Source organism: Pseudomonas sp. NPDC088444 (assembly GCF_044900175.1).
GTDB lineage: Bacteria > Pseudomonadota > Gammaproteobacteria > Pseudomonadales > Pseudomonadaceae > Aquipseudomonas.
The window spans coordinates 353,299-368,774 of sequence record NZ_JBJDNK010000001.1 but is presented as its reverse complement, the minus strand read 5'-3'; the positions used below and the strand labels follow the sequence as shown (position 1 = coordinate 368,774).

8 protein-coding genes are annotated in these 15,476 nt (G+C 60.3%); 6 read left to right on the top strand and 2 right to left on the bottom strand.

Annotated features, from left to right (window positions below):
* Positions 1–2 precede the first annotated feature (2 nt).
* Both xdhB and xdhA read right to left on the bottom strand, forming a co-directional pair.
* Positions 3–2,420 carry a xanthine dehydrogenase molybdopterin binding subunit gene (gene xdhB / locus ACI2KB_RS01895; RefSeq protein WP_404630837.1) on the bottom strand — a complete coding sequence of 806 codons (2,418 nt, stop codon included), beginning with the start codon at positions 2,418–2,420 and terminating at the stop codon, positions 3–5.
* The gene (xdhA, locus tag ACI2KB_RS01890) at positions 2,413–3,870 is read right to left on the bottom strand and encodes a xanthine dehydrogenase small subunit (RefSeq protein ID WP_404631713.1); all 1,458 of its coding nucleotides are present in this window, start codon (positions 3,868–3,870) and stop codon (positions 2,413–2,415) included. The genes xdhB and xdhA overlap by 8 nt, the downstream gene beginning before the upstream one ends.
* Positions 3,871–4,179: 309 nt before the next feature.
* Between xdhA and ACI2KB_RS01885 the strand changes: the two genes are divergently transcribed.
* The 6 genes from ACI2KB_RS01885 to ACI2KB_RS01860 all read left to right on the top strand — a co-directional run bounded on the left by ACI2KB_RS01885 (position 4,180) and on the right by ACI2KB_RS01860 (position 15,342).
* Positions 4,180–4,839 carry a GntR family transcriptional regulator gene (locus ACI2KB_RS01885; RefSeq protein ID WP_404630835.1) on the top strand — a complete coding sequence of 220 codons (660 nt, stop codon included), beginning with the start codon at positions 4,180–4,182 and terminating at the stop codon, positions 4,837–4,839.
* A gap of 3 nt (positions 4,840–4,842) precedes the next feature.
* On the top strand, positions 4,843–8,331 hold the full coding sequence (gene smc / locus ACI2KB_RS01880; RefSeq protein ID WP_404630833.1) for a chromosome segregation protein SMC: 3,489 nt from the start codon (positions 4,843–4,845) through the stop codon (positions 8,329–8,331).
* Between the two features lie 264 nt (positions 8,332–8,595).
* Positions 8,596–9,453, top strand: a complete 858-nt coding sequence (zipA, locus tag ACI2KB_RS01875; RefSeq protein ID WP_404630831.1) for a cell division protein ZipA — start codon at positions 8,596–8,598, stop codon at positions 9,451–9,453.
* Between the two features lie 106 nt (positions 9,454–9,559).
* Positions 9,560–11,920, top strand: coding sequence for an NAD-dependent DNA ligase LigA (gene ligA, locus ACI2KB_RS01870; protein ID WP_404630829.1), 2,361 nt, complete (start codon positions 9,560–9,562; stop codon positions 11,918–11,920).
* Between the two features lie 284 nt (positions 11,921–12,204).
* Positions 12,205–13,371, top strand: a complete 1,167-nt coding sequence (locus ACI2KB_RS01865; protein WP_404630827.1) for a putative zinc-binding metallopeptidase — start codon at positions 12,205–12,207, stop codon at positions 13,369–13,371.
* Positions 13,372–13,536: 165 nt separating this feature from the next.
* On the top strand, positions 13,537–15,342 hold the full coding sequence (locus ACI2KB_RS01860) for a putative bifunctional diguanylate cyclase/phosphodiesterase (protein WP_404630825.1): 1,806 nt from the start codon (positions 13,537–13,539) through the stop codon (positions 15,340–15,342).
* Positions 15,343–15,476 lie beyond the last annotated feature (134 nt).

Sequence of the window (15,476 nt, the reverse complement as noted above, 5' to 3'; positions counted from 1 at the left end):
AATCAATCGACGCGAAGCGTCTCGGGCTGCATTCCCACGCGGAGCGTGGGAACGATCTCCTGATCTCGCTTCAACCTGCGCATCTGCTCACACCCCCACAACACCCGCTCCGGTGTGGCAGGCGCGTCGATCTTCGGTTGGTGTTTGTAATCGCCCAGACTGGCCACCGCGTCCTTGATCGCGCACCACGCCGCGATCCCCAGCATGAACGGCGGCTCGCCCACGGCCTTGGAATGGAACACTGTTTCTTCCGGGTTCTTGCGGTTTTCCACCAGTTTCACGCGTAAATCCGCTGGCATGTCCGCCACCGCCGGGATCTTGTAACCGGCCGGGCCGTTGGTCATCAGCTTGCCCTTGGCATTCCACACCAACTCCTCGGTGGTCAGCCAACCCATGCCCTGAATGTAGCCGCCCTCGACCTGGCCGATGTCGATGGCCGGGTTCAGCGAGGCGCCGACGTCGTGGAGGATGTCAGTGCGCAGCATCTTGTATTCACCGGTCAGGGTGTCGACCACCACCTCGGTGCAGGCCGCGCCGAAGGCGAAGTAGTAGAAGGGACGACCCCGAGCCTGGCTGCGGTCGTAATAGATTTTCGGCGTTTTGTAATAGCCGGTGCTGGACAGCGACACCTGACCCATCCACGCCTGCTGCGCCAGGGTGTCGAAGCTGATGACCTGCTCGCCGACACGCACATGGCCGTTACGAAATTCGACCTGGGATTCCTCGCACTTGTAGTGCTTCGCCGCGAACTCGATCAGGCGCTTTTTGATGGTTTCCGCCGCGTTCTGCGCGGCCTTGCCGTTCAAATCCGCGCCGCTGGACGCCGCCGTTGGCGAGGTGTTCGGCACCTTGTCGGTGTTGGTGGCGGTGATCTGCACGCGGCTGATGTCTACCTGGAACACCTCGGCCACGACTTGCGCCACTTTGGTGTTCAACCCTTGGCCCATCTCGGTGCCGCCGTGGTTCAGGTGGATGCTGCCGTCGGTGTAGATGTGGATGAGCGCACCGGCCTGGTTGAGAAAACTGGCGGTGAAGGAGATGCCGAATTTCACCGGGGTCAATGCCAAGCCTTTCTTCAGGATCGGGCTGTTGGCGTTGTAGGCCATGATCGCCTTGCGCCGCTCGGCGTACTGGCTGCTTTCTTCCAGTTCGGCGGTCATTTCTTCCAGCAGGTTGTGCTCGACCTCTTGGTAATAGTGGGTGACGTTGCGCTCGGTTTTGCCGTAATAGTTGGCCTTGCGCACCGCCAGCGGGTCTTTGCCCAGATGCCGGGCGATGGCGTCCATCACTTCCTCGATAGCCACCATGCCTTGCGGGCCGCCGAAGCCGCGATAGGCCGTGTTCGACGCGGTGTGGGTCTTGCAGCGATGGCCGTTGACCGTGGCATCCCCCAGGTAATACGAGTTGTCGGCGTGGAACATGGCGCGGTCGACGATGGATGCCGACAAATCCGGCGAGCAGCCGCAGTTCCCCGCCAGTTCCAGTTGGATGCCGTGAAGGCGACCGTCGTTGTCGAACCCCACGTCGTATTCCACGTAGAAGGGATGACGCTTGCCGGTCATGATCATGTCTTCCATGCGTGGCAGGCGCATTTTGGTCGGCTGACCGGTCAGGCGCGCGACGACGGCGCACAAGCAGGCCGGGCTGGCGGCTTGCGTTTCCTTGCCACCGAAACCGCCACCCATGCGGCGCATGTCCACGACCACTTTGTTCATCGACACGTCGAGCACTTCGCTGACCAGCTTCTGTACTTCGGTGGGGTTTTGCGTCGAGCAATAGACGATCATGCCGCCGTCCTCAGTGGGCATCACCGAGGAAATCTGCGTTTCCAGATAAAAGTGCTCCTGCCCGCCAATGTGCAGCGTGCCTTGAATGCGGTTCGGCGCTGTGGCCAGGGCACTATCCGAATCGCCACGTTTATGGGTGTGGCTGTCGAGCACGAAATGCTTCTTGCGATAGGCTTCGACCACGTCCAGCACCGGCTCCAGGTCTTCGTACTCAATGATCGCCGCCATCGCCGCCTTGCGCGCGGTTTCGTGATCCCGAGCGGCGACCGCGATCACCGGCTGCCCGACGAATTCCACCTTGTCGATGGCCAGCAACGGATCGCCCGGCAGTAGCGGGCCGATGTCTTTCAGGCCCGGAATGTCTTCGTGGGTAATGGCAATGCGCACACCCTCGAAGTCGTAGCAGGGCGACACATCGACGCTGACGATGCGCGCATGGGCACGATCCGACATCCGTGCATAGACGTGCAACTGATTGGGGAATTCCAGCCGGTCATCGATGTAGATCGCTTCGCCGGACACATGCTTTTCGGCGCTGTCGTGCTTGACGCTGCGGCCAACGCCGGTGGTGAGGTCCTGCTGAAACAGGGCCACCAGTTCTTCTTGAGTTTTTTGCGGGGCGTGGTTAGACATAAGCGGTCACCCGAGTCTCGATGTGCGGCGTTTGCAGCTCGATGAAGTATTTGCGCAGCAGGTTCTGGGCACTCAGCAGGCGGTATTCCTTGGTGGCGCGGAAGTCCGACAGCGGGGTGAAATCCTGCTCCAATGCGGCGCAGGCGCGTTCGACGGTGGCCGACGTCCAAGGCTGGCCAATCAGAGCCTGTTCGCAATTGGCTGCGCGTTTCGGAATCGCGGCCATACCGCCGAAGGCCGCTCGTGCATCGACGATGGCACCGTTTTCGACCTGTACGCGAAAGGCGGCGCACACGGCGGAGATGTCGTCGTCCAGTCGCTTGGAGACCTTGTAGGCGCGGAACGCCTGTTTGGCGCTGGCCTTGGGCACGATGATCTTCTCGATAAACTCGCTTTCCTGACGTGCGGTCACGCGGTAATCGATGAAGTAATCTTCCAGTGCGAGCATGCGAGTGTTCTCGCCTTTGCGCAGGACGATCTTCGCGCCGAGGGCGATCAGCAGGGGAGGCGAGTCACCAATTGGCGAAGCGTTGCCGATGTTGCCGCCCAGGGTGCCCTGATTGCGGATCTGCAATGACGCAAAACGGTGCAGAAGTTCGCCGAAGTCCGGGTATTCGCGGCTCAGGGCGTCATAGCAATCGGTGAGTGCGGTGGCCGCGCCGATCTCGATGCGGTCGTCGAAGTCCTCGATTTTCTTCATCTCGGCCACGTGACCGACGTAAATCATCACCGGCAAGGTGCGATGGAATTGTGTGACTTCCAGCGCCAGATCGGTGCCCCCCGCCAACAGACGGGCTTGGGGATAGGCGTCGTAAAGGCCCGCCAGATCGGCCACGGTCAGCGGCACCAGGCAGCGCTTGTCGCCGCTGTTCAATTCGGCGGTTTCCTTGGGCGCGATGGCTTTCAGGCGAGCGATGGTCTGGGCTTTGCGAGCGTCGAACTGATCGGGCTGGCGTTGTTGGCCACAGGCCTGTTCGGCGGCGGCCAGAATCGGGCGGTAGCCCGTGCAGCGGCAGAGGTTGCCGGCCAAGGCTTCGTGGGCCTGTGCACTGTCGGCATCTGTGCTGTTCTTTTGCAAGGCGAACAGCGACATCACAAAGCCTGGCGTGCAGAAGCCGCATTGCGAGCCATGGCACTCGACCATGGCCTGTTGCACGCTGTGCAGTTGGCCTTGATGCTTGAGGTCTTCGACGCTGATCAGTTGTTTGCCGTGCAGGGAGGCGACGAAGGTCAGGCAAGAGTTGAGGCTGCGATAGCTCAGCCGGTCCTGACCTTCATCGTCGGTATTCAGTTCGCCCACTACCACGGTGCAGGCCCCGCAATCGCCGCTGGCGCAGCCTTCCTTGGTGCCGGATTTGTGCACGTGCTCGCGCAAATAATTGAGCACCGTCATGTTGGGGTCCAGAGCATGCTCGGTTTTCAGCTCTTGGTTCAGCAAAAACTGGATCACGGGTCGCGCCTCGTCTTCTTGTAATAGAAAGCTGTCGTGGAAAGGTGTTGCGGAATCTGTCATCGAACCTGTCGATGAATCTATCAGTTCTGACTATTGGGTCAATTAAAATCTGACCTTTAAGTCAAGAAAACTGATTTTCCGAACCCATACCGATCAACGGCAGCATGACGTTGCAATGAATCGTTGTGGCGATGCTCAAAGTTTTGCTTATTTCGTGCCAGTTTTCCGTGACATGGCCCTGCGCCACAGGTATCCAGTGCGATACACTGCGCCGCTTGTGTGCAGCTATTGGTTGAAAGGAAAGAAATGACGTTCAAGGCACCGGACAGCCTCGCTGAGCAGATCGCTCATCACCTCGCCGAGCGGATCATTCGTGGCGAACTCAAGCCAGGGGAGCGAATTCAGGAGCAGAAGGTCACGCAGGCGCTCAATGTCAGCCGTGGATCCGTGCGCGAGGCGCTGCTGATTCTCGAACGTCGCCACCTGATCGTGATCCTGCCGCGCCGGGGCGCTCAGGTGTCGATCCTCACGCCGCACAACATCCAGAGCCTCTGCGCGCTGATGAGCGAGTTGTACATCTTGCTGGGCCTGGCGGTGGCCAGGAGCTGGCAGGAACAGCTCGACCTCGCGCCATTCCTGCAAATCCAGCAGCGACTGATTGCCAGTTGCGAGCGCGGCGATATCAAAAGTTTCGTCGAAGACAGCTTCAACGTAATGCGCGCGGCGTATCCGTTCGCCAACAATCCGTACCTGGAAGAGACCGTCGAAAACCTGCAGCCGTCCATGAGTCGCTTCTATTATCTGGCGCTGGATCAGCGGCAGGCGGAAATGAGCGAATACCTGACCCTGTTCGCCCAGTTGCTGGAAGCGGTGATTGCCCGCGATCTGTCGCGCATCCGCGACGTGTTGGCCGCGTACGCCCACCGCAGCTGCCAGTCCGTGCTCTCTGCCCTGGCGGCTGGCTGATCCATGCGTCTGAAGTGCATCAGGCTGGCCGGGTTCAAGTCGTTCGTCGACCCGACGACGGTGAACTTCCCCAGCAACATGGCGGCCGTGGTCGGTCCCAATGGGTGCGGCAAATCCAACATCATCGACGCGGTGCGTTGGGTCATGGGCGAAAGCTCGGCCAAGAACCTGCGCGGCGAGTCGATGACCGACGTCATTTTCAATGGCTCCACCAGTCGCAAACCGGTGAGCCAGGCCAGCATCGAGCTGGTGTTCGACAACTCGGACAACACCCTGGTCGGCGAATACGCCGCCTACGCGGAAATTTCCATTCGCCGCAAGGTCACCCGCGACAGCCAGAACACCTATTACCTGAACGGCACCAAATGCCGTCGCCGTGACATCACCGACATTTTCCTCGGCACGGGCTTGGGACCGCGCAGCTACTCGATCATCGAGCAGGGCATGATCTCCAAACTGATCGAAGCCAAGCCCGAGGACTTGCGTAACTTCATCGAAGAAGCGGCCGGCATCTCCAAATATAAGGAGCGCCGTCGTGAAACCGAGAACCGCATTCGTCGCACCCACGAAAACCTCGCGCGCCTGACTGACCTGCGCGAAGAACTTGAGCGCCAGTTGGAGCGTCTGCACCGTCAGGCCCAGGCCGCTGAGAAGTATCAGGAATATAAAGCCGAGGAGCGTCAGCTCAAGGCGCAACTGTCGGCGCTGCGCTGGCAGGCGTTGAACGAGCAGGTAGCCCAGCGCGAATCGATTATCGGCAATCAGGAAATCAGTTTCGAAGCGCTGGTGGCCGATCAGCGCAGCGCCGATGCGGCCATCGAACGGTTGCGCGATGGGCATCACGACTTGTCCGAGCGCTTCAATCAGGTGCAGGGCCGCTTCTATTCGGTGGGCGGCGACATCGCCCGTAACGAGCAAAGCATTCAGCACGGCCAGCAGCGTTTGCGCCAACTGCAGGACGACCTGCGCGAAGCCGAGCGCGCGCGGCAGGAAACCGAATCCCATTTGGGTCATGACCGCACGTTGTTGGCGACCCTTGGTGAAGAGCTGGAAATGCTTGAACCCGAGCAGGAAATGACCCTGGCCGCCGCTGAGGAGTCCGCAGCGGGGCTGGAAGAAGCCGAAGCGGCCATGCACGGCTGGCAGGAAAGATGGGACGCTTTCAACCTGTCGTCCGCCGAGCCTAGGCGCCAGGCCGAGGTTCAGCAGGCGCGCATCCAGCAACTGGAAACCAGCATGGAGCGTCTGGCCGAGCGTCAGCGTCGTCTGGCCGAAGAGCGTCAGTTACTGGCTGCCGACCCGGAAGATGCTGCGATTCTCGACCTCAGCGAAGACCTCGCGGCGCGGGAAATGGCCTTCGAGGAACTGATTGCCGAAGAAGAGCAACTCGTCGAACGCATTGAGCAACTGCGCCTTGAATTGCAGCAGGCCACGCAGGCCCAGCAGCAGGCGCAGGGTGATCTTCAACGCCTCAACGGCCGCATCGCCTCGCTTGAGGCTTTGCAACAAGCCGCCCTCGATCCGGGCGCTGGCACCGCTGAATGGCTGCGCAATCATCAATTGAGCGAGCGCCCGCGACTGGCCGAGGGCTTGCGCGTCGAGGCCGGTTGGGAGCTCGCAGTGGAAACCGTGCTCGGCGCCGATCTGAACGCGGTGCTGGTGGATGATTTCGCGGGGCTGGATCTGGCCGGGTTCAATCAGGGCGATTTGCGTCTGGTCAGCCCTACTAAAGATCTCGCACGAATCCCCGGTAGCCTGCTGGACAAAGTCGACACCGATATCGACCTGACTCACTGGCTGGGCCAGGTCAAACCGGTCGAAACCCTTGACGACGCGTTGTCTTTGCGTGCTCAGCTGGACGCCGGACAAAGCCTGATCAGTCGCGACGGCTATTGGGTCGGCCGCGATTTTCTGCGGGTGCGCCGTGCCAGTGAAGCCGAGAGCGGTGTTCTGGCCCGGGGGCAGGAACTGCAGCGCCTGGAAGCCGAGCGGGATGAACGCGAAGCGACCCTCGCGGTGCTGGAAGAACAACTGCTGACCCTGCGCGAGCAGCAGCGCTTGCAGGAAGACAGCCGTGAGCAACTGCGTCGGCGCCTGCAAGACGAGACGCGCCAGCAAAGCGAGCTCAAGGCCCAGCTATCTGCCGCCAAGGCCAAGGTCGAGCAATTGACCCTGCGTCGCACTCGTCTGGACGAGGAACTGGCCGAACTGGGCGAGCAGCGCGCCATCGAGCAGGAAAGCCTGGGCGAATCCCGTCTGCAATTGCAGGACGCGCTCGACAGCATGGCGCTGGACACCGAACAGCGTGAGTTGCTGCTGGCCCAGCGTGACAGCTTGCGCGAGCGTCTGGACCGCGTGCGTCAGGAAGCCCGTCAGCACAAGGACCACGCCAACCAGTTGGCCGTGCGTCTGAGTTCGCTGCGCGCCCAGCACGATTCCACGCGTCAGGCGCTGGAGCGTCTGGAGATGCAGTCCGAGCGCCTCACCGAGCGCCGCGAGCAACTGAGCCTGGGGCTGGAGGAGGGCGCTGCACCGCTGGAAGAGCTGCGCCTGAAACTCGAAGAGTTGCTGGAAAAACGCATGGTCGTCGACGACGAAATGCGCACCGCCAAAAATGCGCTGGAAGACGCCGATCGCGAACTGCGTGAAGCGGAAAAGCGTCGCACTCAAGCCGAACAGCAATCCCAGTTACTGCGTGGGCAACTGGAACAGCAGCGCCTGGAATGGCAATCGCTGACCGTACGACGCAAGACGTTGCAGGAGCAATTGCACGAAGACGGCTACGATCTAAACGGCGTCCTCGCCACATTGACTTCCGAGGCCAACGAAAAGGACGCCGAGGAAGAGCTGGAGCGTATCGCCGGCCGGATTCAGCGTTTGGGCGCGATCAACCTTGCGGCCATCGACGAATACCAGCAACAGTCCGAGCGCAAGCGGTATCTGGACGCGCAGGACGCCGATCTGGTCGAAGCGCTGGAAACCCTGGAAAACGTCATTCGCAAGATCGACAAGGAAACGCGTAATCGCTTCAAAGAGACCTTTGATCAGATAAACAGCGGAATTCAGGCACTTTTTCCAAAAGTTTTCGGTGGCGGCAGCGCTTATTTGGAACTGACGGGCGAAGATTTACTCGATACAGGGGTGACGATCATGGCGCGCCCGCCCGGCAAGAAAAACAGCACGATCCATTTGCTGTCCGGTGGCGAAAAAGCCCTGACCGCACTGGCGCTGGTATTCGCCATTTTCAAACTCAACCCGGCGCCGTTCTGCATGCTCGACGAGGTCGATGCGCCACTGGACGATGCCAACGTGGGCCGCTATGCCCGACTGGTCAAGGAGATGTCGCAAACCGTGCAGTTCATCTACATCACCCACAACAAGATCGCCATGGAGATGGCCGACCAGTTGATGGGCGTCACCATGCATGAGCCGGGGTGTTCGCGCCTTGTGGCGGTGGACGTAGAGGAGGCGATGGCGCTGGTGGATGCATAGCGGACTGCCTCGCAGTCAACGAATTAACGAGAGAAAAGTGGCGTTGTGATGGCTCAGTACAGAAACATCTCGCGAGACCCGACAGAAGAACGCGACATGCCAGATGTAACTGACGGTGTAAAGTTACCTTTGGTCGTGCTAGCTTAATGTCCACTTTTTTCATTTGCGTGGGTAAAAGGCCATTCAGAACATAGAGTTGGCTCCACGTTTTAAAGGGGTTTACGCCCTTAATTTTCAGAATTTTCAGTAGAGGCACGGGATTACATGGAAATCGGTCTGCGAGAGTGGCTGATCGTCATCGGCATTATTGTCATTGCCGGTATTCTTTTTGACGGCTGGCGCCGGATGCGCGGCGGCAAAGGCAAACTGAAATTCAGGCTGGACCGCAGCTTCTCGAACCTGCCGGACGACGATGACAGCTCGTCCGCCGAGGTGCTCGGTCCGTCACGCGTGCTCGAAACCCAGAAAGAACCTCAACTCGACGAGCAAGACTTGCCGAGCATGAGCGCGGCCCGCGAACGGCCGGAACGCCCTGAGCGCGAAAGCAAGCGCAACAAGCGCAAGGACGAACCGCAGCAGGGCGACCTGAATCTGGACACTGATGGCCCGAGCCTGTTCAGCGCCCGTGATGATGACTTCCCGGATGACAAGCCGCCACAGCGCATCACCGAAGACAAGGATCAGGCCCCGGTTGAAGAAGTGCTGGTCATCAGTGTGATTTCCCGTGACGAAAGCGGCTTCAAAGGCCCGGCTTTGTTACAAAATATTCTCGAGAGTGGTCTGCGCTTCGGCGAAATGGACATTTTCCATCGTCACGAAAGCATGGCCGGTAACGGCGAAGTGCTCTTCTCGATGGCCAATGCGGTGAAACCGGGCGTGTTCGATCTGGACGACATCGACCATTTCAGCACCCGTGCCGTGAGCTTCTTCCTCGGCTTGCCAGGCCCGCGTCACCCGAAACAGGCGTTCGACGTGATGGTCGCCGCGGCGCGCAAACTGGCTCACGAACTGAATGGCGAATTGAAGGACGATCAGCGCAGCGTCATGACTGCGCAGACCATCGAGCATTACCGCCAGCGCATCGTCGAATTCGAACGCCGCGCACTGACACAGCGTCGTTGAGCTACATGCGCTCCCACAGGGAGGGACGACGTTGAGCCGACGATGCACTGCAACAGACCTGAATTGAGCAGCCCCGGCTGCTCTTTTGCTTTTCGAGAACACCTTTATGAACGCCGAACAACGAATTCTGGAACTGCGCGCAGAGCTGGACCTGCACAACTACCGCTACCACGTCCTCGACGAGCCGAGCATTCCGGACGTCGAATACGACCGCCTGTTCCATGAGTTGAAGGCGCTGGAAGCGGAGCACCCGCAACTGGTCACCCCGGACTCGCCGACTCAGCGCGTCGGCAGCGCGGCCTTGTCGGCATTCACTCAGGTGCGTCACGAAATTCCGATGCTCAGCCTGGGCAACGCCTTCGAAGAAATCGACATGCGCGAATTCGATCGTCGTGTGACCGAAGGGCTGGACCTTCCGGCGGGCGATCTGTTTGGTGCCGGTGCCAAGGTTGAATACAGCTGCGAGCCCAAACTCGATGGCCTGGCCGTGAGCCTGCTCTATCAGAACGGCGCGCTGGTGCGTGGTGCCACCCGTGGCGACGGCACCACCGGCGAAGACATCAGCGTCAACGTGCGCACCGTGCGCAACATCCCGCTCAAGCTGCACGGCGAAGGCTGGCCTGAAACGCTGGAAGTGCGCGGCGAAGTGTTCATGTCCAAGGCCGGGTTCGACCGCCTCAACGAGAGCCAACTGGAAATCGGCGGCAAGACCTTCGCCAACCCGCGTAACGCGGCGGCGGGCAGCTTGCGCCAACTGGATTCCAAGATCACCGCCAACCGCCCGCTGGAGTTTTGCTGCTACGGTATCGGCCAGGTGTCCCACGACATCGCTGACACTCACATCGGTAACCTCAAGCAACTGAAAGAATGGGGAATGCCCATCAGTCGCGAGTTGAAAGTGGCGCAAGGCATTGAGGACTGCCTGGCGTATTACCGCGACATCGGCGAGCGTCGTCTGTCGTTGCCCTATGAAATCGATGGCGTGGTGTTCAAGGTCAACAGCATCGCTGCGCAGCGCGAGCTGGGCTTCCGCGCCCGTGAACCGCGCTGGGCCATCGCCCACAAATTTCCGGCGATGGAAGAACTGACGGAACTGCTCGACGTTGAATTCCAGGTCGGCCGTACCGGCGCAGTCACCCCGGTGGCGCGTCTGAAGCCGGTCAAAGTGGCAGGTGTCACGGTGGCCAATGCCACGCTGCACAACATGGACGAAGTGGCGCGTTTGGGCCTGATGATCGGCGATACCGTGATCATCCGCCGCGCAGGCGATGTGATTCCGCAGGTGGTGCAGGTGGTGCTGGAACGTCGTCCTGAAAATGCGCGCCCGGTCGAGATTCCACAGACCTGCCCGGTGTGTGGTTCGCAGGTCGAGCGCACGCAATTGATCAAGCGCAGCAAAGGCAGGGAAACCGTCAGCGAAGGTGCGGTGTACCGGTGCGTCGGTCGTCTGGCCTGCGGCGCGCAACTCAAGCAGGCAATCATCCATTACGTGTCCCGCCGCGCGATGGACATTGAAGGGCTGGGCGACAAGACCATCGAGCAGTTGGTGGACGAAAAACTCATCGGTTCGCCGGCTGATCTTTACAAGCTTGAGTACGAGCAAATCATCGATCTGGAAGGCTTTGCAGAGGTCTCCAGCAAGAAGCTGCTCAAGGCCATCGACGACAGCAAGAAACCGACCTTGGCGCGCTTCATTTATGCGCTGGGGATTCCTGACGTCGGCGAGGAAACGGCCAAGGTGCTGGCTCGTTCCCTTGGGTCGTTGGAGAAAGTCAAAGTCGCGTTGCCGGAAGTGCTGACCTACCTGCCGGACATCGGCCTGGAAGTCGCCCACGAAATTCACAGCTTCTTTGAAGACGATCACAACCAGAACGTCATTGGCGCGCTGCTGGGCGAGTGCCAGATGGCGTTGCAGGACGTTGGCGAACTGGGTGCAGAATTTGCCGCCAGCGCGACCTTGGGTGCAATGCTCGACAAGCTGAACATCCCTTCGGTCGGGCCGGGTGCCGCGCAAAAGCTGGCAGACAAGTTCGGCACGCTGGAAGGCGTGGTAAAGGCCGACTGGTTAGACATGCGCCAGACGCTGCCGGAAAAGCAGGCGCAGGCGGTCAGAGCGTTCTTCGATATTGAGGAAAACGCCGAGCGCGCATTGAAGATCGAGCAACAGCTCAAGGACTTCGGCATGCATTGGCAAAGCGAGAAAAAGGTCGTCGAAGGATTGCCACTGACCGGCCAGACCTGGGTGCTGACCGGCTCGCTGGAACTGATGAGCCGTGACGTCGCCAAGGACAAACTCGAAAGCCTGGGCGCCAAGGTGTCAGGCTCGGTGTCGGCCAAGACCCACACCGTCGTCGCCGGACCGGGGGCGGGGTCGAAGCTGACCAAGGCCAATGAGCTGGGTCTCAAGGTGCTGGATGAAGAGGCGTTTGTGGCGTTTCTGAAAAAGCACAACGTCGCCGTTGACTGAGGCCCGAGTAAAAGCGCGCTTGCTGGCGAAAGCGGTTTGTCTGTATTTCTTGGGGCGACTGGCACGACGCTTTCGCCAGCAAGCCGGCTCCCACACTGATCTGTGTCGAGCCATGAATTCAGGAACGACGCCGATTCTGTGGGAGCCGCTTTGGCGGCGAAGGCGTCATTACAGGCACTGCGTCGAGCAATGAATCACCGCTCCTACACTGCATCTCCAGGAAATCCACGGAACCGCCACACACGCCAATGATCTAGTGCTTGCAGCCCATTCAGGAGATCGCCATGTTCCGGTTCTTCGAGCAACTCAGCACACGGATCGCGGCGCCTTTTGCCGCAGACACCACGCGCAACAGCAAGGTCTGGCAATGCCGATGCGGCCAGTCGGTGTTCTTCCGCAACAGTCAGTGTCTGGCGTGCTCGGCGTCACTGGGCTACCTCCCCGAACAGAGCAAGATCGCCGCGCTGGACCCCGGCCCCGATGGCAGCACCTGGCGTCTGAGCGACGATCCTCAGGCTGGGCTTTACCGCCGATGCGCCAATCTCGACACGCCAGCGGCCTGCAATTGGCTTTTTCCGGCGCTAAATGCTGGAGATTTCTGCGTGGCCTGTAGCCTGAATCGCACCATCCCCGATCTATCGGTCCCGGAAAACCCCGAACGCTGGCGCAAGATCGAAATCGCCAAGCGGCGACTGGTCGCGCAACTGATCACGCTGGGGCTGCCTGTCATTCCCAAATCCGTTGATGAAGAAAAGGGCTTGGCGTTCGAATTTCTGGGCGTCGATCTGGAAGGCAACCTGCCGACCACCGGCCACGCCAACGGCGTCATTACCCTGAATGTCGAAGAAGCCGACGACGCGATCCGTGAGAAGGTTCGCGTGCAGATGCATGAACCCTATCGCACGCTGCTGGGGCATTTCCGCCATGAAGTCGGGCATTACTACTGGGACCGTCTGATCGCCGACACCTATTGGCAGGACGGTTTCCGCAACCTGTTCGGCGACGAGCGAGCCAGCTACGCCGAGGCCCTCGATCATCATTACCAGCACGGTGCTCCGGTGGATTGGCAACAGCATTACGTCAGCGCTTACGCCACCATGCACCCCTGGGAGGACTGGGCCGAAACCTGGGCCCATTACCTGCACATGATGGATGCCGTTGATACGGCGCTGAGTCTGGGCATGAGTGCCCGGGACATGGACCTCGACTATCAGCCGTTCGAGCTGAACACCCTCTACGATCCCCAGCATCCGGGCGGTCCGTCGTTTCTGGCGTTCGTCAACGCGTGGATCGAACTAGCGGGTATGCTCAACGAGTTGTCTCGCGCCATGGGCCAGCCGGATTTCTACCCGTTCGTGCTGCCGCCCGCCGTCATCACCAAGCTTCATTTCATTCATTTGGTTGTACAAGGCATAGGCGGCAAGGCGGATGAAGTGCTTCAGGTGCAGTGAATCATTCATTTGAGGGGAATGGCGCAGACTGCAACTTTGCGCCCCCGTATCTGTCGCCACCGCCGGTCTGCGAAACCCTGCACGGGTGTGGATCTGGTGCTACTTTGGCTACCAATATCGTTTTGATACTACTGGCGTAGAGCAGTTGCACAGGGATCCGCATTTATGGCCAATAGCGCACCACTTCCGTTGAACGAGGCCTCGCGGCTGTCCCGCATCACTCACATGGGTTTGCTCAATTCCACCTCCGACGACGTGCTGGATCACATCGTCGACATGGTGGCGCATTACTTCGAAGCGCCGATTGCGCTGGTGTCCATTGTCAGTGAACACCGCCAGTGGTTTCGTGCCGGGACCGGGCTGGACGAAAAAGAAACGCCTCGGGAAATCTCGTTCTGCGCCTACTCGATTCTCTCCCCTGACGTGTTGCAGGTGCCCGACGCCCGTCTCGATCCGCGCTTCATGGACAACCCGCTGGTGGTGGGCGAGCCGCACATTCGCTTCTACGCAGGCGTGCCGCTGGTGACGGCCGACGGGCTGGCCCTTGGCACCCTCTGCGTCATCGACAATGAGACCCGTGCGCCCCTCGATGACCGCGACATCGCCATGCTGGAAATGTACGGCCAACTGGTGATGAAGCGCCTGAACAACCTGCGCAACGCCAGCTACGTCGATCAGCCAACGGGGCTGTTCAATCGCCTGCGGCTGGAAGAGGACATCCTCGCGCTGGCCAATCGTGCCGACTATGCCCTGGTGGCCCTGGACATGGTCAACCCGGTGTTTCTCGACAGCATCATCAAGGCGCTGGGCTACAACTTTGCTCAAGAGCTGGTGCGTTGCATGGTTGACGCCTGTCGCGAGCAACTGCCCGCCGACACGGCGCTGTACAAGGTCAGCCCGACCCGCATCGCGTTGCTCACGCACCATGCCGGGCCGGAGCAGGCCGAAATGCTGTTTCGGCGCCTGATCAAACACTTTCAGCGCCCCTTGGTGTGCCGCAACATCCCGATTCAAATGGAGCTGGGCATCGGTGTATTGCCACTGGGCCTTGAACGCAGCGACGAAAAGGACTGGATCAGGCTGGTCGTGGGGGCTGCTGATGAAGCGCGGGGCAAGGCCCCCGGTTGGCGCTGGTATGAACCTCATCTGGACTTCGCCCAGCAGCGGGCGTTCTTGCTACTCGCCTCGTTGGCCGACGCCGTGCGCAGCCCGGATCAGCTGTCACTGGTGTTCCAGCCCCGTCTGGAGGTGAGCACCGGGCGCATCGTCACCGTCGAAGCGTTACTGCGCTGGCAACACCCGGTGCTGGGGCCGATCAGCCCAGCCGAATTCATTCCGTTGGCTGAGAAAACCGCGTTGATTCGTACTTTGAGTCTGTGGGTGCTGCGCCAGGCCGTCGAGCAGGCGCGCACCTGGCAACGGCAGGGGTACGCCTTCAAAGTGGCAATGAACGTTTCGGCCATCGACCTGGCCAACTCGCACTTCAGCGATGCGCTGTTCGAACAACTGGACATCAGCGGCCTGGACCCAGGCCGTTTCGAACTGGAATTCACCGAAAGCGCCCTGTGCGACAACCCGGACCTGACGCGGCAGCAACTCGAACGCCTGCGCGCCTTGAACATCGACATCGCCATCGACGATTTCGGCACCGGCTACAGCAACTGGACCTACCTGCGTCAGTTGCCGGCCACCACCGTCAAGCTCGACAAGTCGCTGGTGGAAAACCTCGATGCCAATGAAAAAGACCGCCGACTGGTCGAAGCCATCGTCGACCTCGCCCGGCGCCTGGGCTACCGCGTTGTCGCGGAAGGGGCTGAGACCGAAGACGTCTACGAAATCCTTTGCCAGCTCGGCTGCCACGAAGTGCAGGGCTACCTCATCGCCCGCCCGATGACCGTCAGCGCGCTGGAACACTGGGTCAACGGCGAACACAACAGCAAGGTCAGCCAACTGCTCGCACTGGGCCGTTAACAGCCTTTAACGAAGGGGAAAGGGAAACGTTCACTCAAGTGCTTGAGTGAACTCGGATTTTTTATCTGAAACCAGAGGTTGTAACTTCGCGCCAGACCGGTACAATGGCCCCGCTCGCCGACTGGCGAGTGTCG